This window comes from Mycobacterium sp. NGS50 (genome assembly GCF_059812545.1).
In genome coordinates this window covers 1-18,782 of record NZ_JCALCW010000049.1, presented here as the reverse complement: position 1 = coordinate 18,782, position 18,782 = coordinate 1, and the positions used below count along the sequence as shown (strand labels likewise).

21 protein-coding genes are annotated in these 18,782 nt (G+C 66.8%); 5 read left to right on the top strand and 16 right to left on the bottom strand.

The features are described from left to right. The first annotated feature begins 264 nt into the window (after nt 1-264). Nucleotides 265-663 (top strand): Zn-ribbon domain-containing OB-fold protein, encoded by a 399-nt coding sequence (locus AC5Y36_RS24010; protein WP_500043473.1) that lies wholly within the window; start codon nt 265-267, stop codon nt 661-663. A 32-nt stretch (nt 664-695) separates the two neighbouring features. After that, nucleotides 696-1,907 carry a thiolase family protein gene (locus AC5Y36_RS24005; RefSeq protein ID WP_500043472.1) on the top strand — a complete coding sequence of 404 codons (1,212 nt, stop codon included), beginning with the start codon at nt 696-698 and terminating at the stop codon, nt 1,905-1,907. A gap of 16 nt (nt 1,908-1,923) precedes the next feature. Here AC5Y36_RS24005 and AC5Y36_RS24000 read toward each other — a convergent pair whose 3' ends face one another. From AC5Y36_RS24000 to AC5Y36_RS23970, 7 genes are all read right to left on the bottom strand, one after another. Beyond that, nucleotides 1,924-2,823, bottom strand: a complete 900-nt coding sequence (locus AC5Y36_RS24000) for a class I SAM-dependent methyltransferase (protein WP_500043471.1) — start codon at nt 2,821-2,823, stop codon at nt 1,924-1,926. 108 nt (nt 2,824-2,931) lie between these two features. Then, entirely contained in the window at nt 2,932-3,219 is a 288-nt protein-coding gene (locus tag AC5Y36_RS23995) for a WXG100 family type VII secretion target (RefSeq protein ID WP_500043470.1), read from the bottom strand. Nucleotides 3,220-3,234: 15 nt separating this feature from the next. Further along, nucleotides 3,235-3,531, bottom strand: coding sequence for a type VII secretion protein EsxS (locus AC5Y36_RS23990; protein WP_500043469.1), 297 nt, complete (start codon nt 3,529-3,531; stop codon nt 3,235-3,237). 49 nt (nt 3,532-3,580) lie between these two features. Continuing rightward, nucleotides 3,581-5,107, bottom strand: a complete 1,527-nt coding sequence (locus AC5Y36_RS23985) for a PPE family protein (RefSeq protein WP_500043468.1) — start codon at nt 5,105-5,107, stop codon at nt 3,581-3,583. After that, nucleotides 5,107-5,412, bottom strand: a complete 306-nt coding sequence (locus AC5Y36_RS23980; protein ID WP_500043467.1) for a PE family protein — start codon at nt 5,410-5,412, stop codon at nt 5,107-5,109. The genes AC5Y36_RS23985 and AC5Y36_RS23980 overlap by 1 nt, the downstream gene beginning before the upstream one ends. 179 nt (nt 5,413-5,591) lie before the next feature. Then, a complete protein-coding gene (locus AC5Y36_RS23975) occupies nt 5,592-6,410 on the bottom strand; it encodes a hypothetical protein (protein WP_500043466.1) in 819 nt (272 codons plus the stop codon). Next, nucleotides 6,371-6,775 (bottom strand): hypothetical protein, encoded by a 405-nt coding sequence (locus AC5Y36_RS23970; protein ID WP_500043481.1) that lies wholly within the window; start codon nt 6,773-6,775, stop codon nt 6,371-6,373. Before AC5Y36_RS23970 ends, AC5Y36_RS23975 begins: the two co-directional genes overlap by 40 nt. 120 nt (nt 6,776-6,895) lie before the next feature. Between AC5Y36_RS23970 and AC5Y36_RS23965 the strand changes: the two genes are divergently transcribed. Continuing rightward, nucleotides 6,896-7,453 carry a hypothetical protein gene (locus AC5Y36_RS23965; RefSeq protein ID WP_500043465.1) on the top strand — a complete coding sequence of 186 codons (558 nt, stop codon included), beginning with the start codon at nt 6,896-6,898 and terminating at the stop codon, nt 7,451-7,453. Next, the gene (locus AC5Y36_RS23960) at nt 7,440-7,793 is read left to right on the top strand and encodes a VOC family protein (protein WP_500043464.1); all 354 of its coding nucleotides are present in this window, start codon (nt 7,440-7,442) and stop codon (nt 7,791-7,793) included. The genes AC5Y36_RS23965 and AC5Y36_RS23960 overlap by 14 nt, the downstream gene beginning before the upstream one ends. 52 nt (nt 7,794-7,845) lie before the next feature. On the opposite strand, the gene AC5Y36_RS23955 is transcribed toward AC5Y36_RS23960, so the two are convergent. The 6 genes from AC5Y36_RS23955 to AC5Y36_RS23930 all read right to left on the bottom strand — a co-directional run bounded on the left by AC5Y36_RS23955 (nt 7,846) and on the right by AC5Y36_RS23930 (nt 15,144). Beyond that, a complete protein-coding gene (locus AC5Y36_RS23955) occupies nt 7,846-9,072 on the bottom strand; it encodes a PucR family transcriptional regulator (protein WP_500043480.1) in 1,227 nt (408 codons plus the stop codon). A 2-nt stretch (nt 9,073-9,074) separates the two neighbouring features. Then, entirely contained in the window at nt 9,075-9,197 is a 123-nt protein-coding gene (locus AC5Y36_RS23950; RefSeq protein WP_500043463.1) for a hypothetical protein, read from the bottom strand. Nucleotides 9,198-9,335: 138 nt separating this feature from the next. Next, complete coding sequence (gene fdhD / locus AC5Y36_RS23945) at nt 9,336-10,205, bottom strand: formate dehydrogenase accessory sulfurtransferase FdhD (RefSeq protein WP_500043462.1); 870 nt, start codon at nt 10,203-10,205, stop codon at nt 9,336-9,338. A gap of 2 nt (nt 10,206-10,207) precedes the next feature. After that, a complete protein-coding gene (locus tag AC5Y36_RS23940) occupies nt 10,208-12,586 on the bottom strand; it encodes an FdhF/YdeP family oxidoreductase (RefSeq protein ID WP_500043461.1) in 2,379 nt (792 codons plus the stop codon). A 31-nt stretch (nt 12,587-12,617) separates the two neighbouring features. After that, nucleotides 12,618-13,679 (bottom strand): cytochrome d ubiquinol oxidase subunit II, encoded by a 1,062-nt coding sequence (cydB, locus tag AC5Y36_RS23935; protein ID WP_500043460.1) that lies wholly within the window; start codon nt 13,677-13,679, stop codon nt 12,618-12,620. A gap of 16 nt (nt 13,680-13,695) precedes the next feature. Then, complete coding sequence (locus AC5Y36_RS23930; RefSeq protein WP_500043459.1) at nt 13,696-15,144, bottom strand: cytochrome ubiquinol oxidase subunit I; 1,449 nt, start codon at nt 15,142-15,144, stop codon at nt 13,696-13,698. A 544-nt stretch (nt 15,145-15,688) separates the two neighbouring features. Here AC5Y36_RS23930 and AC5Y36_RS23925 point away from each other — a divergent pair. Further along, complete coding sequence (locus AC5Y36_RS23925; protein WP_500043458.1) at nt 15,689-16,786, top strand: FUSC family protein; 1,098 nt, start codon at nt 15,689-15,691, stop codon at nt 16,784-16,786. On the opposite strand, the gene AC5Y36_RS23920 is transcribed toward AC5Y36_RS23925, so the two are convergent. The 3 genes from AC5Y36_RS23920 to AC5Y36_RS23910 all read right to left on the bottom strand — a co-directional run. Next, on the bottom strand, nt 16,736-17,200 hold the full coding sequence (locus AC5Y36_RS23920) for a patatin-like phospholipase family protein (RefSeq protein ID WP_500043457.1): 465 nt from the start codon (nt 17,198-17,200) through the stop codon (nt 16,736-16,738). The genes AC5Y36_RS23925 and AC5Y36_RS23920 overlap by 51 nt on opposite strands. Before the next feature lie 192 nt (nt 17,201-17,392). Further along, nucleotides 17,393-18,331, bottom strand: a complete 939-nt coding sequence (locus tag AC5Y36_RS23915) for a LysR family transcriptional regulator (RefSeq protein WP_500043479.1) — start codon at nt 18,329-18,331, stop codon at nt 17,393-17,395. Between the two features lie 171 nt (nt 18,332-18,502). Further along, nucleotides 18,503-18,782: catalase-related domain-containing protein (locus AC5Y36_RS23910; protein ID WP_500043456.1), on the bottom strand; the 280-nt coding region annotated here is incomplete at its 5' end.

Here is an 18,782-nt window from a genome sequence, read left to right as displayed (position 1 = left end):
CATCACCGCAGTTGAGCGTATCCACGGCACGGCGACACCTCTCGCTAATGAAAATCATTGTCAACAAGACCTCTGGGACAGTACTCCAGAGCTCGGCGGACGACAACGCCTCCCAACGAAGGTGTGACGCGCACCGCACGATTGGACCTGCGAACTGTCCCTAGTTGGTCGCATCGGGCGGCATTCGAGTTCCCACAGGCCCACCGGCAGACCAATCGCCTGCCTCCGTTGCTAACGTCGCCAGCAGACACAACGGAGGTGTTTATGACCGGGCAGATCCCACTGGTCGACTATCTGGTCCTCGATGACGGCCCGCCCCACCTGGTCGCACAGCAATGCACCGGTTGTGGCGCCCGGTTCTTCGACCGCCGCAACGCCTGCGCCGGCTGTTTCGCCACCGACTTCAGCAGCGTCGCGATCGCGACCGAGGGCACGGTGCGCGCGTTCACCATCGTCGCGTTCGCCGCGCCCGGCGTGCCCGTCCCCTTCGTCGCCTCGGTGATCGACTGCGACGGCACGCAGGTGCGCGCCAACCTCATCAACGTCACGCCGGACGCTGAACACATCCGCGACGGGATGAAGGTACGGCTGGCCACCTATCCGATCGGTACCGACACCGAGGGCACCGAGGCCATCGGCTTCGGCTTCGAACCCATCCCCTGACTTATCCCTGCCATACATAAGGAGCAGCGACGATGAGCGCCAGCGACGAGATCTGGATCCTCGGGATTGCGATGACCCCGTTCGGCAAGCACGCCGATCGGGACACCGTGGACCTGGCCACCGAGGCAGCGCTCGGTGCGCTGGCCGACGCCGGCCTGACCATGTCGGACATCGGGGTGCTGGCCGCCGGCAACCTGATGGCCGCCAATGCCGGGATCGGTCAGCAGTTGCAGAAGCAGATCGGCCAAACCGGCATCCCGGTCTACAACGTCGCCAACGCCTGTGCCACCGGCGCCACCGCCCTGCGGACCGCCATCATGGCGGTCAAGGCCGGTGAGGCCACCTACGGCATGGCGGTGGGCGTGGAGAAGCTGTCCGGCGCCGGGCTGCTGGGCGCCGGGGGCGGGAAGAAGAAAGACGCCGACGTGTGGCAGCCGGCAGGTCGCTACGGTGCCGTCGCCCCGATCGACGGCCGGATCGGCACCGAGGCGATGCCGGGTGTCTTCGCCCAGATCGGTACCGAGTACGGACACAAGTACGGCGGCACCAGCTTCGAACTGTTCGCCAAGATCAGCGAGAAGAACCATGCCCATTCGACGCTGAACCCGCTGGCCGCCTACCAGAAGCGCTTCACCCTCGAGCAGATCATGAACGACGTCATGATCGCCTACCCCAATACCCGCCCGATGTGCTCGGCCAACTGCGACGGCGCCGCCGCAGCGATCGTCTGCAACGGCCAGACGCTGAAATCACTGTCGCTAGAACAACAGCGGCGTGCGGTGAAGGTCGCCGCCTCGGTGCTGACCACCGACCCCTACGAAGCGGGCTGCCAGGTCCTGCCGAACGTCAACACGCTCACCCACAATGCCGCGGCGACCGCGTATGAGCAGGCCGGCATCGGCCCCGCCGATCTGGACCTGGTCGAACTGCACGACTGCTTCGCCACCGCCGAGCTGGTGCACTACGACAACCTGATGCTGTGCGAGGAAGGTGGCGCGGCCGACTTCTTCAATTCCGGCGCGACCTGGCGCGACGGCTCGACTCCGGTGAACGTCTCCGGCGGCCTGCAGTCCAAAGGCCACCCGATCGCGGCCACCGGCATCGCCAACATCTGGGAGGTCTGCCACCACCTGCGCGGTGAGGCCGGTGACCGCCAGATCGAGAACGCCAGAGTCGGTCTGGCCCACGTGATCGGCCTGGGCTCGGCCTGCGGCGTGCACATCCTGGAGCGCTCGGCGGTCTGAGGCACCCGGCCCGCGGTCAGCCCTTTACGGCGCGGACCAGGGTGTTGCGGGCGACCATCGGTCCGGCGGGGATATCCATACCGGGAACGGGTCGCCCGACGCTGCGCAGGTAGTCGGCCAACGGCGTCGGGACCGCCGTCCAGCCCCGCGAGCCGAACCACTGGTCGGCCGGGGCGGTCTGCTCGTTGTAGATCAGCTGGTGGAAGTTCAGCTGCTCGTCCTCGGAGTTGCGTTCTTCCTCGACCGCGGCGGCGTGCAGGTCCGCGTCCAGCGGGGCACCGTCCTCGATGCCGACATGGCTGCCGGGGCAGGCCAGCGAGTCGATGCCGCTGAACAGGTCGTGCTGGGCGGTGGCCGGCAGGTAGATCAGCAGGCCCTCGGCGATCCAGGCGGATGGCTGTGCCGGGTCGAATCCACGGTCACGCAGGGCGGCCGGCCAATCGTCGCGCAGGTCGACGGCGATCTCGCGCCGCTCGGCGCGCGGCTCAGCACGGTGCTCGGCCAGTACCTCGTGCTTGAACTCGAGGACTTGCGGCTGGTCCAGTTCGAAGATGGTGGTGCCGTCCGGCCACGACAGCCGGTAGGCCCGGGAGTCCAGGCCGGCCGCGAGGATGACCACCTGGCGCACCCCCGCGTCGGCGGCGCGGCGGAAGTAGTCGTCGAAGTAGCGGGTGCGGGCGCCCTGGAAGTTGACGAAGTGCTCGCCCCACTCGCTGTTCTTCAGCCGATGGTCGGGGCACTGACCGTCGAGCACACCGGCCCAATCGCCGCCCACGGTGCGGCAGAAGATCTCCGCGTACGGGTCGACGGCCAGCGGATCGGGCTTCTGCGCCTCCAGTGCTCGAGCGGCGGCGACCAACAGCGCCGTCGAACCGACGCTGGTGGTGATGTCCCAGGTGTCGTTATCACTACGCACACCACCGACAGTACGCGCGGCCCTGCCTCACCGAGATCGACGGCAGCGCGGTGCCCGCTCGACTATTCCCGCGCCCGTGTCGATCTCGGCGAACCAGAAGTCAGGGCATCAGCCCCACTTGGCGGCTTCGGCGGCGTCGCGGGCATGCATGGCCAACGTGTTGGACTCATGCGTACCAGCCATCGCCGCATACGCCCGCACCAACTCCACCATCGCCTGATTCCACTGCGCCTGCCACGCCTGATACGTCATCCCCGTATCCCCCTGCCACGCCGACGACAACGCCGCCTGCTCAGCAGAAATATCAGCACCCACAGCCTGCAACGTCCCCGCATACCCAGACATATCCCCGGCATGCGCCAACATCGCCGGGTAGTTGTACATAATCTGCGACATCACCAAACTCCTTACCTACACGCCCGGCGTGTAACTCGACGCCGCAGCCGCATCCGCAGCCACATACGTACCCCCAGCATCACCCAGATTCGCCTGCGCAATATCCAGCAACGCATTCACCTTCGCCGCCACCGCAACAAACCGCGCATGCGCACCCTGAAACGCCGCCGACGACTCACCCATATGAAACGCCTGCGCCGCCAACGCCGACTGCTCCGCCTGACCCATCGTCGAGCGCATCAACGCCGCCTTGGCACCAAACGCCGACTCCGACGCCACCAACTGCGGAATATGAGCATCCAACAAACTCATCGCCTACACCTTCCTCCCAAACCAATCACCAATCACACACACACCAACCTCAGTTCCCGACCCGCTCCTCCCCCTCCCACGAATCCGGCACCAACGGCACCCGCGGAGCACCACCAAACCCATCACCCGCCAACACCGCCAACCCACCCGCCAACCCCACCCGCGAACTCCGCCCCGTCCCCGCAAAACCCAACGCACCCACACCACGACCCGACGCGGTGGGCGTGACCTCGCCGTCGGTGTCGAGGTACTCGTAGCGGTAGCCGGGGTCGGTTTGCCCGGATCGGCGACGCCGGTGCTGCGATGCCGCGGCGGGTCTCGGCTCGTCGGCCACCACCGCCGCGGCGACCGGCAGTCTGGGCCCCGGCGCCTTGGCCCCGGCACCGGTCGGCGACGGGAGCCCGGTACCGATCCAGCCGACCAGGTAGCCGAACGCATTGCCCTCGAGCCCGGTCAACGGCGGCAGGGCTGGCGGCGGTCCGGCCGGTGCGGCCGGCGGTGTCGATGCCGCGGTGGCCGGCGCGGCGGGTGCTGACGCCGAGACGGCGGCGGATCCACCCGTCGTCGCGACACCGGACGCGGGCGGCGGCACGGTGGCCGGTGTCGGCGCAGCGGGCAATGGCGCCGGAACGCCGGCCAACCCGGCCAGTCCGGCCAACCCGGACAGCCCCGCGGCACCGGCCAGCGGAGCGACGCTGCCCAGGCCGGCGACCGCCAGGTTCAGCCCCGTCGACAGCAGCAGCGGCGACAGCTGGACCAGGAACCGAAGTGTCCGCAGCGTCCAGTTCACCACCCGATACGTCTGCCAGGCGATGAAATAGGTAGTCAGTTCATAGAATTGGGCGGGTGTCAGGGGGCCCTGGAAGTTCTGTTGCAGCCAGGCCAGGGCCTTCTCGTTGCCGTTGATGAAGTTGGACAGGTTCTGCAGGTACTCCGCCGGCGTCCAGTTGCCCTGGCCCTGCCCGGGCTGAGTTTGACCATCGGGGCCGAAGATCATCTGCCAGATCTCCGCGGGAGTGGGCAACTCGAACGACCCACCGCCGCCGCCCCCTCCACCACCGCCACCACCGCCGCCACCCGCGGCGGCGGCCGACGCGGCGGTGGCCTCATAGGTGCTCATCGTGGTGGCGGCCTGGGTCCACATCCGCGCGTAGTCGGCCTCGTTGATCGCGATCGGGATCGTGTTGACGCCGAAGAAGTTGGTCGCCGCCAGCACCCCGTGGACGAGGTGGTTGGCGGCCAGTTCGGGCAGTGTCGGCATCGCGGCCAGCGCGGCGGTGTAGGCGCCGGCGGTGACTTCGTGCTGTACGGCGGCCCGAGCGCTGACCGCACCGGCCAGCGCCAGCCACGCCAGATACGGCATGTGGGCCGCGACATACTGTCCCGCGGTCGGCCCTTCCCAGCTCTGTTGGGCGCCGGCCAGCAGCGCGGTCAACTCGCTGGCCGCCGTCTCGTATTCGGTGCTCAATGACGTCCAGGTCGCGGCGGCGGCCAGCAGCGGACCCGGCCCGGGACCCGCGCTCAGCAGCGTCGAGTGCACCTCCGGCGGGAACGCCAGCCAGACCGGCTGAGTCATCAGGTCAACGGGGCATACGCCGCGGCCGCGGCCGCGTCGCCGGCCGCGTAGCTGGCGCCGGCGGCACCCACCCCGATTCCGGCCCGGCCCAACACTTCAACTCCCTGCGCCGCCGCTGCCGCGTGCTGGCCGCCCCGCACACTGAATTCCGCAGCGGATTGCACCGATACCGGGTCCGCCGCGGGCGGAACCACCGCGGTGATGGCCGGTGCGGCGGCGGCGTGCGCGGCCGCCAGTCGTGCGGTGATCGCCTCGACGGCGGCACTGGTGGCGGCAAGTCCTTCGGGTACCACTCGCAGCGTCATGACCGATCTTCCCTTCTTGCCGCACCCGCCCGCGCACCCCCGCGGTTTTGGGCGCAGTTCCTGGCGACTCTACTCCGACCCAGGGAATCATATGACCCGCATCTGAGTAATTCTCTGCTGATTTGGTCATGATTTGCCGAATGCTGACTGGTATGTTCACCGCTGCTGCGGTCGGCCCTTCAGTGCTTTTTGACCACCGATCGCGGCGCGGTGCGCCAGCTGCGCGAGCCGTCAGGCTGCCGCCGGGGCGGGTCCAGCAGCAGCACCGTGCGGCCGTCGAGCAGCACGGGCCGCACCCAGTCGCCCAGCTCGATCATCTCGTCGGGCTCCGGTCGCCGAGCGGCGCTGTCATGGCCGGCGCGGGCGTCGTCGATGGGTACTAATGCGCGCAGCTGGTCCAGGGTGGCCTGATGGGGCAGGTCCTCGAGGCCGGGGATGGTGATGAACAGACCGTCGTTGCCGGACAGGTGCAGCCCGACCCCGGCCAACGCACCCAACACACCGCCCTGGGTCCCGCCGTGGCCGGACAGGTGCACACCGACCTGTGCCGCGAGCTGCCGTGCCGCGTCGGGATCCAACACCTCGCGTTTGGCCCGCCGGCCGAACTCCACCAATTGCGTCGCCGCGCCGTCGAGCCGATCCGGCACCGCCACCACCAGCCCGGGGTCGGCCTCCGGCGGGCAGACCCGTTCCAGGAACCGGCCGGCCAGCGCGATGACCTGATCGCGCACCGCTTCCGGGTCGCCGGCGGGACTCTGCCAGGCCAGACAGGCACTGGAGTTGTGCGACGTGTAGGGGATGCGGTCGTCGACCAGTAGCTGGTGGCGGGTGGCCCCGGCCGATGTGCCCAGCCCGGCGGCCGCCAACTCGACCAACAGCGCACGGGCACGCCGGCCGGTTCCCGGACTCCACAAGTCATCGGTGTCATCGATGCCGATCAGCAGATCGGCACCACCGGTCACGGGTTGACCACCAGCGCAGTGACATCGCGAACCCATCGTCCGCGCTCGAGGTTGGTGCCGGCCAGCTTGACCGTGCTGCGCTTGGTCACGCTCACGATCACCTGGTCGGTCAGCTCCGCGGCGGTCAGGGTCTGAGCCGGGTCACGTCCCTCTACCCGAACGCTGCGCACGCCGCTGGCCCCTGCGGCGTCGAGAACCGAACGCACCGTCGGACCGTGCTGCACCTTCTCGCCGTGCGACTGCGGCGTCGCGATGTCCACCTGCGGCAGGCTGTCGAGGCGCGCCGGGGTGAAGCTGGCCAGCACCTGGTCGTTGTACCGGACGACGAAGGAGGCACCATCGTTGCCGGTTTGCGGGTGACTGCAGCCGCCGAGCAGCAGGGCGGCGAAGGCGAGCACCATCAGGCGTCCAGCAAACGAGCGCATCAGTGGATGCTATGGGGCGCATAGGCGGAAGCTCAACCAGCGGAGCTTCCGCACTTGAGGTTGTGCAGATGCGCCCGACCGGCCTACCGTGTGGCCGTGACTGTGCTGCAATCGACGAGGCCCGCAGCGACCGGTTGGCTATTCGCCCGCGAGGTGGCGTTCCCGGTGCTGGCGGTCGTGCTGACCGTCGTCTACGCCGACGTCCGCAGTCCGATCGGGCTGCCCGGGCACCGCGGGTTGATCTGGTTGACCTTGCTGGTCGCGGTGACGCTGACCAGCCGCCGACACGCGACGGTACTCGCGGTGGGTGCGGCCGCGACGGTGGCGACGATGGCCCAGCAGGTGATGCCCGGCCCCCTTTACTGCACCCGCTACCTGGCTGCAGCGGTGTTGCTGTGTGCGGTGGCCGCCATGGCTCGCCAACAGCGGTGGGCCATTGCGATCGCGGCCGCCCCCATTCACCTGGTCGGCGTGCTCGGCGGACACCACGGGACCCTTGCATCGGTCGCGCTCAGCGAGAAAGCTCTCTTCCATCTGGGTTTCGGATTGGTGGCCGGGCTGCTGGGCTGGGCCATCGCATCCGGGATGGATCGCCTGTCGCCGACCAACGCACCCGGATTCGGTAGTGAAGGAGGCAGCGTTGAGCGACCATGAGGTCAAGATGATCGTCTTGTCCACCGACGACCTGGACGAGTCGATCCGGTTCTACAGCGAAACCCTGGGCATGGCCCTGAAGTTTCGCGACGGCGCCCACTTCGCCGCGCTCGACGGCGGCCCGATCACCCTGGCCCTGGCGACGGCGGTGGACCATCCCATTCCCGGTCAGGTTGTGGTCGGGATCAAGACCGCCGATGTCGACGCCGCGGCGAAGGCCGTCGAGGCCAGCGGCGGCGGCATCGTGAAGGGCCCGTACGACGACGCGCACGAGCGCCGCGCGGTGGTCTACGACAACAAGGGCAACGGCGTGGTGTTCTACAGCCCGTTGGCGCGCTGACACAACCGCCTGGGCGGCGCCCGCTGCGGAAGACCCGGTGAATCACCGGATTTCAGCTGAATGCGGGGTCGGCACGGAACATGCCGGATGAAATCTGTGGGACGGCGTCGGCGCGTTGCGACTGCAGCGCCCACCACACCCCGAACAGATCTACCGCCTCGCGCAGGCTGGCCCCGGTGAGCTCCTCGAAGCGGGCCAGCCGGTAGCGCACGGTGTTCTGGTGGACGAAAAGCCGTGCCGCCGCCCGCTCAACGCGCATCCCGCACTCCAGAAACGCGCGAAGCGTAGCGATCAGCTCGCGACTGGTGCCGCCCTCGGCGAGAGGTTCGAGGTATTGCCTGCGCACCGCGTGTCCGACATCGGCGTCCGCGGCCACCGCCGCCCACACACCGAGCGACGCAAGATCGTGGGCACCGCGGATCCCGCAGGCTTGCAGCGTGGTCAGCGCCCGAGTCGCCAATCGATACGAGTCAGCCAGGCGCCCCAGTGGCGTTGGTGGACCGACACCGACGACGGCGTCGATGTCTTGCGGCGGTGACTGATTCAGGAAGCCGACGACACACCCGTCAACCACGACGCACAGTCCATGCTGTGCCGGATCATGAAAGCCCAGTGCGCATTCCAGCTTGCGCTGCCCGGTGTCGTCGCTGAGCAGAGCGCGGACCGCGACGTACTCGCAGGCCAGGTCGAGACCGTACGCCTTGGCCTGGATGCCCAGTTCGGCGGCGGGGATGGTGCCCGACAATACGCCGCGGACAAAGGTGGCAAGGAGCTCCTGCTCGGCGAACCCGAATGCGAGCTCCGCCCCACGGTGCGCCCGGGCGGTGGCGACCATGGCCACGTCGGACCAGTTGAGCGTCGATTGCACGAACTCCAGCACGGCGGCGTCGGCGACACCGAGGCGCACGCCCTGCGCCCGCGCGCGAGAGACGACCACGTCAATGCCGATGCGCCAGGCCCGCAGCATCTCGTCGATCGGCACGCCCTGCTGCGCTCGCGCTTCCCCGATTGCGGCCAGCGATGCGAGTTCGTGCTCGCTTGCCGCCGGTCGTCGGCTGCGCGCGGACTGTAGAACGAGGTCCAGCTGCAACCCGATCTCGTCGTCGAGCGACGCGCTGTCCATGACGCGGTAGTCGGGTAGCTGATCCTGGATCGCTTCCCGGACCTGTTCAGCGAGCGGCACCAGCTCGCTGAACAGCGCGTCGAAGAGTGCGTCCCACCCTCCCGCCGGCTGCGGTACCGGTTTGGAGGCGGAGAGTCGGGCGGTGCTGCCGTGCATCGTCACCCGTACACAGGGGGCGGGGTCGCCCGGTTCGCCGGATCGCCGATCGTCGGCGAGAGCAGCACCGGACGCCGCATCGTCGTCAGCATGTGTAAGACCGCCAGCATGTTTTCCTGTTTCATCGGTCGGTATCAGCCTTGCGTTGTCGCCAACGCTACCCAGCCCGACCCGGGCAGCCCACGTCCTCAACCGAGCAACTCTGGCGGATTCGTCGTCTTCTGGAGACAAACACATCCGGCACCGCGGGTGCTGTGCGGTCATCACGCGACGATCGTGACGTCATCCTCCGCCGTCGCCGGTCCGCGGCAGGCGACCACCCGGTCGGGCCTGCTGTAGACGTTCATCGAGTCTCCGCGCAGGAAGGCCACCAGCGTCAGTCCGGACTGGGTGGCCAGATCGACCGCAAGCGAGGACGGCGCGGAAACCGCGGCCAGCACCGGGATTCCCGCCATCACGGCCTTCTGGGTCAACTCGAAGGATGCGCGACCGCTGACCAGCAGGACGGTACCGGTCAACGGCAGCCGATCCTGCTCAACCGCCCAGCCGATCACCTTGTCCACCGCGTTGTGGCGGCCGATGTCCTCGCGGGCGACCAGCATCCGGCCGTCGGTATCGAACAGCGCCGCCCCGTGCAGACCACCGGTACTGTCGAACACATTTTGGGCGGCCCGAAGTCGCCCCGGCATTGCCGCGATCGCGTGCGCGTCGAGGGTGAACGGGTCGCTGCCGGGATCGAACCGGCTGACCGAGTGCACCGCGTCCAACGATGCCTTGCCGCAGATGCCGCACGAGGACGTGGTGTAGAAGTTGCGGGTGACGTCGACCTCCGGCATCGGGACCCCGGCGCCCAAGGTCACGTCCACCACGTTGTAGGTGTTGGACGCGGCCGACCGCGCCCCGCGGCAATACCGTGCCGACACGACGTCGTCGCGGCCCGCGATGATGCCTTCGGTCAGCAGAAATCCCTGCGCCAGTTCGAAGTCGGAGCCGGGGGTGCGCATGGTGACCGTCAACGCACGGCCGTTGACCCGGATCTCGAGCGGCTCCTCGACAGCGAGGGTTTCCGGCCGTTCTGCCGCATGACCGGCTGCGACGTGGCTGGCCCGGCGGCGCGTCGTTACCCGGCCCACGGTCACCGGGCCTTCGAGTGGGTGACCTCGATCGGCACGTGCTTCATCACCGGTTGGCTGCTCTCCTCGTTGATGTCGCTGATCGGGCACAGCACGTTGAGTTCGGGCATGTACCCGGCGGCGTTGCCGCGCGGAATGTTGTAGCCGACCGCCCGGTAGCCGTACACGCTGCGCCGGCTGCCGTCCCGGGCGATGCTGGTGATGTCGATGTAGTCGAACTCGTTGATGCCCATCGCTTCCATGTCCGCGGTGTTCATGAACAGCAGCGTGCGCAGGTTCTTCACCCCGCGGTAGCGGTCGTCGTCGGAGTAGATGGTGGTGTTGAACTGGTCGTGGGAGCGCATGGTGCCCAACACCAACTGACCGGGGGCGGGCAGCACGTCGGGCAGCGCGGCCGCGGAGAACTGGGCGCGACCGGAGTCGGTCAAAAACACCAGTTCCCGTGCTGGTTGCCGGATACGGAACCCCAGCGGTTGCCGCACCCGACGGTTGAAGTCTTCAAATCCGTACAGGCCCTTGGCCATCCGGTCGCGGATCCGATCGTAGTCCGCCACCAGGTCGTCCCACGGGGTGTGCGTGGCCGGCAATGTGGCTTTGGCCATGCCGGCGATGATGGCCGGCTCAGAAAGTAGATGCGGAGAGGCCGGCTCTTTCATCCCGACCGACAGGTGCACCATGCTCATCGAGTCCTCGACCGTGATCGACTGCACGCCGCCGGCCTGCCGGTCGATCTCGGTGCGCGACACGCACGGCAGAATCAACGCGTTGCGGCCATGGACCAGGTGGCTGCGGTTGAGTTTGGTGGACACCTGAACGGTGAGTTCGCAGCGACGCAGCGCCTCGAAGGTGTAGGCGGTGTCGGGTGCCGCGATGGCGAAGTTGCCGCCCATTCCGACGAACACCTTGACGTCGCCGCGGTGCATGGCGTGGATGGTGGAGACCACGTCGAGCCCGTGGTGGCGCGGGACCTCGATCTCACAGGCGTCAGCGAGGTAGTCCAGTGTCTGCTTGGACGGGTGGTGGTCGATACCGCAGGTGCGGTTGCCTTGGACGTTACTGTGCCCGCGGATACAGCACGGCCCGGCGCCTTCCCGGCCGATGTTGCCGCGCAACAACAACAGGTTGATGATCTCGCGGACGGCGTCGGGGCCGTGGGCGTGCTGGCTGACGCCCAGGCACCACGCGATGATGCTGGCCCGCGCCTGCCGGTAGATGCGGGCCAGGACGTGGATCTGCTCGACCGGCACCCCCGACTGGTGTTCGATCTCCGGCCAGCTCACCGCCTCGCAGGCCGCCCGGTACTCGGCGAAGCCGTGGGTGTAGCGGTCGATGAACAGTTGGTCGATCGCTTCGGGGTCGTTGACGGACGCCTCCAACAGCGCCTTGGCCACACCACGCATCAGCGCGAAGTCCCCGCCGATCCGCGGCTGGATGTTCATGGTGCTGGTGTTGGTGGACCGGAACAGCGCCATATCGACCATCTCGTGCGGAACGATGGTGCGGGTTGCCGCGGCCTCGACCAGCGGGTTGATGTGCACGACCTGCGCTCCGCGACGGTAGGCCTCCGCCAGTGCGGTCAGCATCCGGGGGGTGTTGGATGCGGCGTTGACGCCCATGATGATCAGGCAGTCGGATTTCTCCCAGTCGATCAGGTCGACGGTGCCCTTACCGGTGCCCAGCGAGGACAGCATCGCCTTGCCGCTGGCTTCCTGGCACATGTTCGAGCAGTCGGGAAAGTTGTTGGTGCCGAACTCGCGAACCCACCACTGGTACAGGAAGGTGGCCTCGTTGCCGAGCCGGCCCGAGGTGTAGAACGTCGCCTGGTCCGGGGAATCCAGGCTCTGCAGCGTGTTGCCGACCAGCGCGAACGCGGCGTCCCAGTCGATGGGTACGTAGTGATCGGACTCCGCGTCGTACACCATGGGTTCGGTGAGCCGGCCGGCGTCCTCCAGCGCGAAATCGCTCCAGGTCGCCAATTCGGCCACCGAATGGGCGGCAAAGAACTCCGGGCCGACGCGTTTGGGGTCCATTTCCCAGGTCGAGTGCTTGATGCCGTTTTCACAGATGTCCAGGCGCAGACCCTTGCGGTCATCGGGCCAGGCGCAGCCGGGGCAGTCGAAGCCGCCGTTCTCGTGGTTCATCCGGGTGATGACCTGCGGGCCTTCCAGGATCTCGCGCCGCTTCAACAACACCTTGGCGACACTGAACGAGGCACCGTAGCCGGCCGCCGGGTGGTGGTAGTCCTTTTGTTTCGGCTGCCCCTTGCCGGGGCCGCAGCCTGGCGCCGCCGAGTCCGGGGTGCCCTGGCCCAACAGCAGTTCCGGCTTTGCGTGCAGCGTCGAGCGGCCCGGTTCGGATCCCTCAGCGGATGCTGTCGTCATTTCTGTGTCCCCTTCATCGCCGTGCCCCCGCTCATCGGGGCAATCCGATTGATGCCGGAATGGACTCCGCGGAGATCCGCTGCCGGAATACCCAGTACGTCCAGCCCTGATACACCAGGATCGCGGGCGCGACGAGCCCCGCGGCCCAGGTCATGATCTTCAGGGTGTACGGCGTCGACGACCCGTTGTAGATGGTCAGGTTCCAGTCTGGATTCAGGGTCGAGGGAACCAGATTCGGGTACAGCGCCCCGAACAGCAGCACGACCACCGCGGCGACCACCACCGATGCGCACCCGAACGTCCAACCCTCGCGTGGGTTGCCCGTCATGACCTTGAGCCCGATCCAGTTGCGCCATACCAGGCCGACCGCCGCGAGTTGGGCAACCACCGCGGTCAGCAGCACCAACCAGGTCCACGCCTTTCCGTAGGCGACCTGTGTCCACAGCCCGTAGCCGGTCACGACCGCCGTCACCGGCAGCGACAACGCCGTGGCGAACCGCAACGCGTCCTCGTGGACTCCCTGAGCTGTCTTCAGGACAAGGAACACCGCGCCGTAGAACACAAACAGCATCCCGGTCGCCACTCCGCCGAGCACCGTGTAGGGGTTGATCACGTCGCTGAAGGTGACGTGGACCCGCAGGTCGGCATCCACTGGCAGCCCGCGCACCAGGATCGAAAACGCCACACCCCAGAGAATTCCGGGCAGCCAGGACCCGGCCGCAATACCGAAGTCGGCCCGCCGGCGCCACTGTGGATCGTCGATCTTGCCCCGCCATTCGATGGCCACCGGGCGCAGTATCGTTCCGAACAGGATCGCCAGCAGCGGCAGATACAGCGCGGAGAAGACGGTCGCGTACCAGTTCGGAAATGCCGCGAACATCGCCGCGCCCGCGGTGATCAGCCACACTTCGTTGCCGTCCCACACCGGCCCGATCGTGTTGAGGACCGCTCGGCGGTGCGCCTCCGGGTCGCCCTTGGCGATACGGCCCAACGGCAACATCAGCATCCCGACCCCGAAGTCGAAGCCTTCCAGGACGAAGAAACCGAGAAACAGCGCAGCCAGAATCACGAACCACGCCTGCTGCAGGCCCACCGTGGATCACCTCCTCTCAGTACGCAAAGGACAGCGGCGCCGTTTCGGCCGCACCGGGTGGGGTGGGCGGCGCCGGTTCGGTGTCGTGCTCTTGGGGCCCGGCCACCACGTAGCGGCGCAGCAGCCCGAACCAGATCACCGCGAAGACCGCGTACACCAACGTGAAGGTGGCCAACGAGATAACTACCGTGCCGGCGGCGTGATCGGACACGCCCTGCTGCACCGTGATCCGGATTGCCTGGTCTCCGGTGGGATTCGGCGCCACGATCCAGGGCTGGCGGCCCATCTCGGTGAACACCCATCCGGCGCTGTTGGCCAGGAATGGCGTGGGGATGGTCAGCAAGGCGAACCAGGAGAACCACCGCTGCTTGGGAATTCGTCCGCGTCGCGTCACCCAGAGGGCGACCAGGGCGAACAGCAACGGCACCGCCAGGAATCCCACCATCGCCCGGAACGACCAGTAAGTCACGAACAGGTTGGGCCGGTAATCACCCGGTCCGTACTGCTTCTCGTAGCGCAGTTGGAGGTCCTTGACGCCTTCGAGGGTGACGCCGCTGAATTTGCCTTCCGCCAGGAACGGCAGCACGTACTGCGCCTCGATGATTCGGGTGATGCTGTCGCAGTTGTTGTGGGTTCCGGCGGTCAGGATCGAGAACTCCGGGTCGGTTTCGGTGTGACACAGCGATTCCGCGGACGCCATCTTCATCGGCTGCTGCTGGAACATCAGCTTGCCCTGCACATCTCCGGTCAGGAACAATGCGCCGGCGGCCAACAGCACCACCAGGCAGCCCAGCATGGTGGCCGGCCGGTACATGGTGCGCGATTCCTCGGATTGCGGCGCCCGGACCATCCACCAGGCGCTGACCGCGGCCACGAACACCCCCGCGGTCAGCAAGGCCCCGCCGACGGTGTGGGTGAAGGCGGCGATGGCCGTGTTGTTGGTGAGCAGTGCGACGATGCTGTCGAGCTCGGCACGTTCGGTCACCGGGTTGTAGTGCGCCCCAACCGGATGCTGCATGAACGAATTGGCCGAGATGATGAAGAAGGCCGAGATGTTCACCGCAACCGCAACCACCCAGATGCAGGCCAGGTGCACCAGCCGCGGCAACCGGGTCCAGCCGAAGATCCACAACCCGATGAAGATGGATTCGAAGAAGAACGCCGCCAGCCCCTCCATCGCCAGCGGCGCCCCGAAGACGTCGCCGACGAAACGTGAGTACTCACTCCAGTTCATCCCGAACTGAAATTCCTGCACGATCCCGGTGGCCACCCCGATCGCGAAGTTGATCAGGAAGAGCTTGCCGAAAAACCGGGTCAGCCGGTACCACGCGGTGTTCCCGGTGGCCACCCACACCGTCTGCATGATCGCGATCAATGGCGCCAAACCGATCGTGAGCGGCACGAAGATGAAGTGATAGACGGTGGTGATCCCGAACTGCCACCGGGAGATGTCAACGACGTTCATCACCACTCCCGCGGCGCGGCCCGAGACCCACCCGGATTCCGGGCTTCATGGCCATCGCGACGCGACCGACAGGTGCGACTAAGTAAATTGGCGCGGCGGCAACGGTCACAAGTAAACGATAGGCCGGAGCAGCACCTATGTCCCCCCTGTTTCGGCGGATTATTGATTGATATTTCTTCTCGCGGGCCGCCCGGCGCTGCAGCCGTCTCATTTGCACCGGCTCATCGTCGGGATAGCTTCAGCAACAACGTATTTAGACGTCGGCACAGCGACCGTGCACAGACTGCGCGGCGATTCCAGTGGCCGGAGTTATCCGCAATTGCGGGGATTGTCGACTATTTAACCCGCGATTGCGCATACAAGTTGGTTCTCGAAGTGGCGGCGACTTTCACCGGTGTCTGAAAGTGAGTTGTAGAATTCTCCAACAATAATGATGACTATTCAGTGAAATTGTAGGTGTCGGCGATGTCGCGTCCGCGCGCCGCGAAGTGTCATCGCCGTAGCGCCGACGAATATCGGCCAGCGCTGCCCACGGCGACCCGAAATGCGGTTGGGTGTGACCATGCGGCCGTCGCTTCCCCCGCGGACCACCTGGATAGGGCCGGATGCCACCCGGCGATTCCGGGTCGCGATGTGGGCCATCGCGCAGACAGCGGCCGCCGCCGGCCTTGCCTGGTGGATCGCCCGCGACGTACTCGGCCATGTGCTCCCGTTCTTCGCTCCGATCGCGGCGGCGGTATGCCTCTGGGCAACCAACGTGGTCCGGGCGGAGATCGCTGCCGATCTGGTGATCGGCGTCGCGGTGGGCATCGCGGTAGGCACTGGAGTGCACGCGGTACTCGGGGATGGACCGATCGCGATGGCCACCGTGGTGCTGCTCTCGCTATGGGTGGCGGTGACGATCGCACAGGGCTTCACCGCCCAAAAGCCGATGTTCGTCAACCAGACTGTCATGTCTGCGATCCTCATCCTGGCCTTCGCAACCCGCGGGTTCGGCTTGGAACGGCTCTTCGATGCACTGATCGGCGGCGGTTTGGCCGTGGTCTTCAGCATCGTGGTCTTCCCGAAGAATCCGCTGACCGTGCTCGGCACCGCGCACCGCGAGGTTCTGCGGGAGTTGCGCGAGATCCTTGTCCAGATCGGCTGCCAGAACGGCGATCCGCGGCCCGCCGCGGAACCGGACTGGGCCCTGGCCACCGCCGCTCGGCTACACCGACAGCTGGCGGGATTGGCCGAGGCTCGCAGCACCGCCAAGCAGTTGGCCCGCTTCTGCCCACGCCGCTGGCCCTTGCGCAACGCCACTCGTGCCGCCGACGCCCGAGCCGCCCAGCTGGCACTGCTCGCCACCTCGGTGCTGCATCTGGCACGCATTGCCACCAGCAGCACCGACACCGCCGACGTGCTTGCCGAACCGCTGCGCGCCGCGATCAACGACCTGGGTGCCGCAGTCGGCGCGCTGGCGGATGAGCACCCGGGTACCGCAGCCGCGCATATCGCGTCCGCCCGCGCCGCACTCGCAGCCACGCAGCCCACCGCGCTGGCCGGCGTCCAGGGGCGGCTTGCTGCCGTCATAACCACCTGTGCGGACGAACTACAACAGGCTGTTGACCTCTCGTCGACGCGAAGCCCGGCAGCCTGCTAGCTGCCTCTCGAAGTCGTCAGGGCGTGGCACCAGTTGTCCAGTTCGCGATCGAACCGCGTGATCATCTCGTCGCAATACTCGTGTAAGCGCTCCAGGTTGTCCGGTCGGGCATCGTCCAACGCGATCGCCGCACCCGGCAACTCCAGCTGAATTCGACTGTAGTGCTGTGTGTCGCGCAAAAATCTTCGGGCAGTGTTTGTCGTAGAAGTCCACCACCTCGCCGGCCCGCCAGGGCTCGCTACCACCGGGTCTCGGTGTGACGAGAGCCAGCGCGATGATCCCGCCGGTGCTGGTACCAACGATGAGGTCGAACAACTGCCGGCACGAACGGCCGGTGCGCCGCTCGACTTCCGCGAGTACCCGCGCGGGAAGCAGTCCCCGCACACCGCCGCCGTCGATAGCCAGTACGCGCATTCTCACGCCTCAGGTCGCCGTCCTTGGTGTCTCACTGTTCATGTAGCCCGATTCCATGGCTACAGAGCTGGTTCCAGAGATTTGGCGCAACTGTTGGTAGGTCCCACAAAACGAACCCGGGTGGTTGGCGATCGCCGTCTACCTCCAAGAAACCCTCACCTACACCGCCGAAGCATCCGTCGCACTCAACACCTAACGCCCGCTGCCGGTGTCGACGGGCCCCAGCCGCTGATCGAAGAAGTCGTGCAGCTTCAACTGCTGAGCACTTTCAACGAATGCGCGCGCCACCGGCGCAGTCGGGCCGGTGGGGTTGGTCGCGACGCCGATCTGGGTTCGTACGGCGGGATCGACGAGTTCGACGGCGCGCGTGTCAGGGGCCAATATCGTTGTCGACAGCCAGGTGTGCGGAACGATGCAGGCCCAGTCACCGGTCGCAACCTGCGCCAGCAAGGTGGCGACCGAGTCTGTTTCCACTTGTGGGCTCACGGTGATGCCGTGATCGGCGAAGGCATTGTCGATGATTTGACGGACCCGCATATCCTGGGTGAGCAGCAGTAGGGACAGCTCTGCCGCATCCGGCCACCGAACCAAGGCGCTTTCTCGGGGAAGCATGTCCGCGGCTGAAACCAGCAGATAGCGCTCTTCATACAGCGGTACCGGTCGTGCGTCCCGGGCGTCACCGGCCGCGACGGGCACGATCGCGGCGTCGAGTTCGAAGTTGCGGAGTCGCTGGTTCAACTCCGTCGTGGTGAGCGCGGAATGCACCTGCACCTTGACCAAAGGATGCGCCGAGCAGAATGCCCCCAGCATCAGAGAAACTGTGGTGGCAGCGGTGGGGATGGCGCCCAGTCGAAGGGTCCCGGTCATCTCGGACCGATCGAAGCGCAGCTCAGCTTTCAGCGTTTCGTATTCAGCCAGCGTCCGCTTGGCCCAGTGCACCAACCGCTCTCCTTCGGGTGTGAGACCTTCGAAGTTGCGTCCGCGGATGACCAGCTGGGTTCCCAGCTCGCGTTCCAGCTTGGCGATTGCAGCCGACAGGGCCGGTTGGGAGACATGGCATTTTTGGGCTGCCCGAGCGAAATGTCGCTCCTGCGCGACGGCGACGAAGTACTCCAGACGACGGAAGAGCACGCGAACCTGACTTTCAAGTGTTGACGACGCACAACCCGTGATTACCCGGACAGTGACGACCCAGGCCCACCCGTGTGCGGCAGCGAGTGCGCTGGAAGCGATCATATGCGCCGCCGATGCGGTCTGTCGCACTTTCGCACTCAGTCGGCGTGGTCTATCAACCGATCGAAATCACTTGTTGGACAACCTCTGGCGTCTGGCGCCGACGCCGTATTCGATTCGCCCGCCGAGTGCGGGGTCGATATTGCGCCAGTAGTCGAACACCCGGGACAGCACCGGCTCCCTCACACCGGCACAGACATGGCGGACAACATTGTCGATGAGGCGGTCCCGTTGCGGGTCGTCCATCACCTCACGCACCAGAGTGCCCGCTTGACCCCAGTCGTCGTCGCCGGAGCGCAGCGTGTAGGCGGCGCGGATCATCTCCCCGTCGGCCGCCCAGAGCACTTCG

Coding starts and splice junctions, on each gene's coding strand:
- AC5Y36_RS23975 (WP_500043466.1), bottom strand. CDS start 6,410: ATGGGTTCGCGATGTCACTGCGCTGGTGGTCAACCCGTGACCGGTGGT.
- AC5Y36_RS23955 (WP_500043480.1), bottom strand. CDS start 9,072: ATGCACGGCAGCACCGCCCGACTCTCCGCCTCCAAACCGGTACCGCAG.
- AC5Y36_RS24010 (WP_500043473.1), top strand. CDS start 265: ATGACCGGGCAGATCCCACTGGTCGACTATCTGGTCCTCGATGACGGC.
- AC5Y36_RS23995 (WP_500043470.1), bottom strand. CDS start 3,219: ATGTCGCAGATTATGTACAACTACCCGGCGATGTTGGCGCATGCCGGG.
- AC5Y36_RS23930 (WP_500043459.1), bottom strand. CDS start 15,144: ATGAACGTCGTTGACATCTCCCGGTGGCAGTTCGGGATCACCACCGTC.
- AC5Y36_RS23980 (WP_500043467.1), bottom strand. CDS start 5,412: ATGACGCTGCGAGTGGTACCCGAAGGACTTGCCGCCACCAGTGCCGCC.
- AC5Y36_RS23970 (WP_500043481.1), bottom strand. CDS start 6,775: ATGGTGCTCGCCTTCGCCGCCCTGCTGCTCGGCGGCTGCAGTCACCCG.
- AC5Y36_RS23950 (WP_500043463.1), bottom strand. CDS start 9,197: ATGAAACAGGAAAACATGCTGGCGGTCTTACACATGCTGACGACGATG.
- AC5Y36_RS23985 (WP_500043468.1), bottom strand. CDS start 5,107: ATGACTCAGCCGGTCTGGCTGGCGTTCCCGCCGGAGGTGCACTCGACG.
- AC5Y36_RS23920 (WP_500043457.1), bottom strand. CDS start 17,200: ATGCGCGTACTGGCTATCGACGGCGGCGGTGTGCGGGGACTGCTTCCC.
- AC5Y36_RS23925 (WP_500043458.1), top strand. CDS start 15,689: ATGCGGTTGGGTGTGACCATGCGGCCGTCGCTTCCCCCGCGGACCACC.
- AC5Y36_RS24005 (WP_500043472.1), top strand. CDS start 696: ATGAGCGCCAGCGACGAGATCTGGATCCTCGGGATTGCGATGACCCCG.
- AC5Y36_RS23940 (WP_500043461.1), bottom strand. CDS start 12,586: ATGACGACAGCATCCGCTGAGGGATCCGAACCGGGCCGCTCGACGCTG.
- AC5Y36_RS23990 (WP_500043469.1), bottom strand. CDS start 3,531: ATGAGTTTGTTGGATGCTCATATTCCGCAGTTGGTGGCGTCGGAGTCG.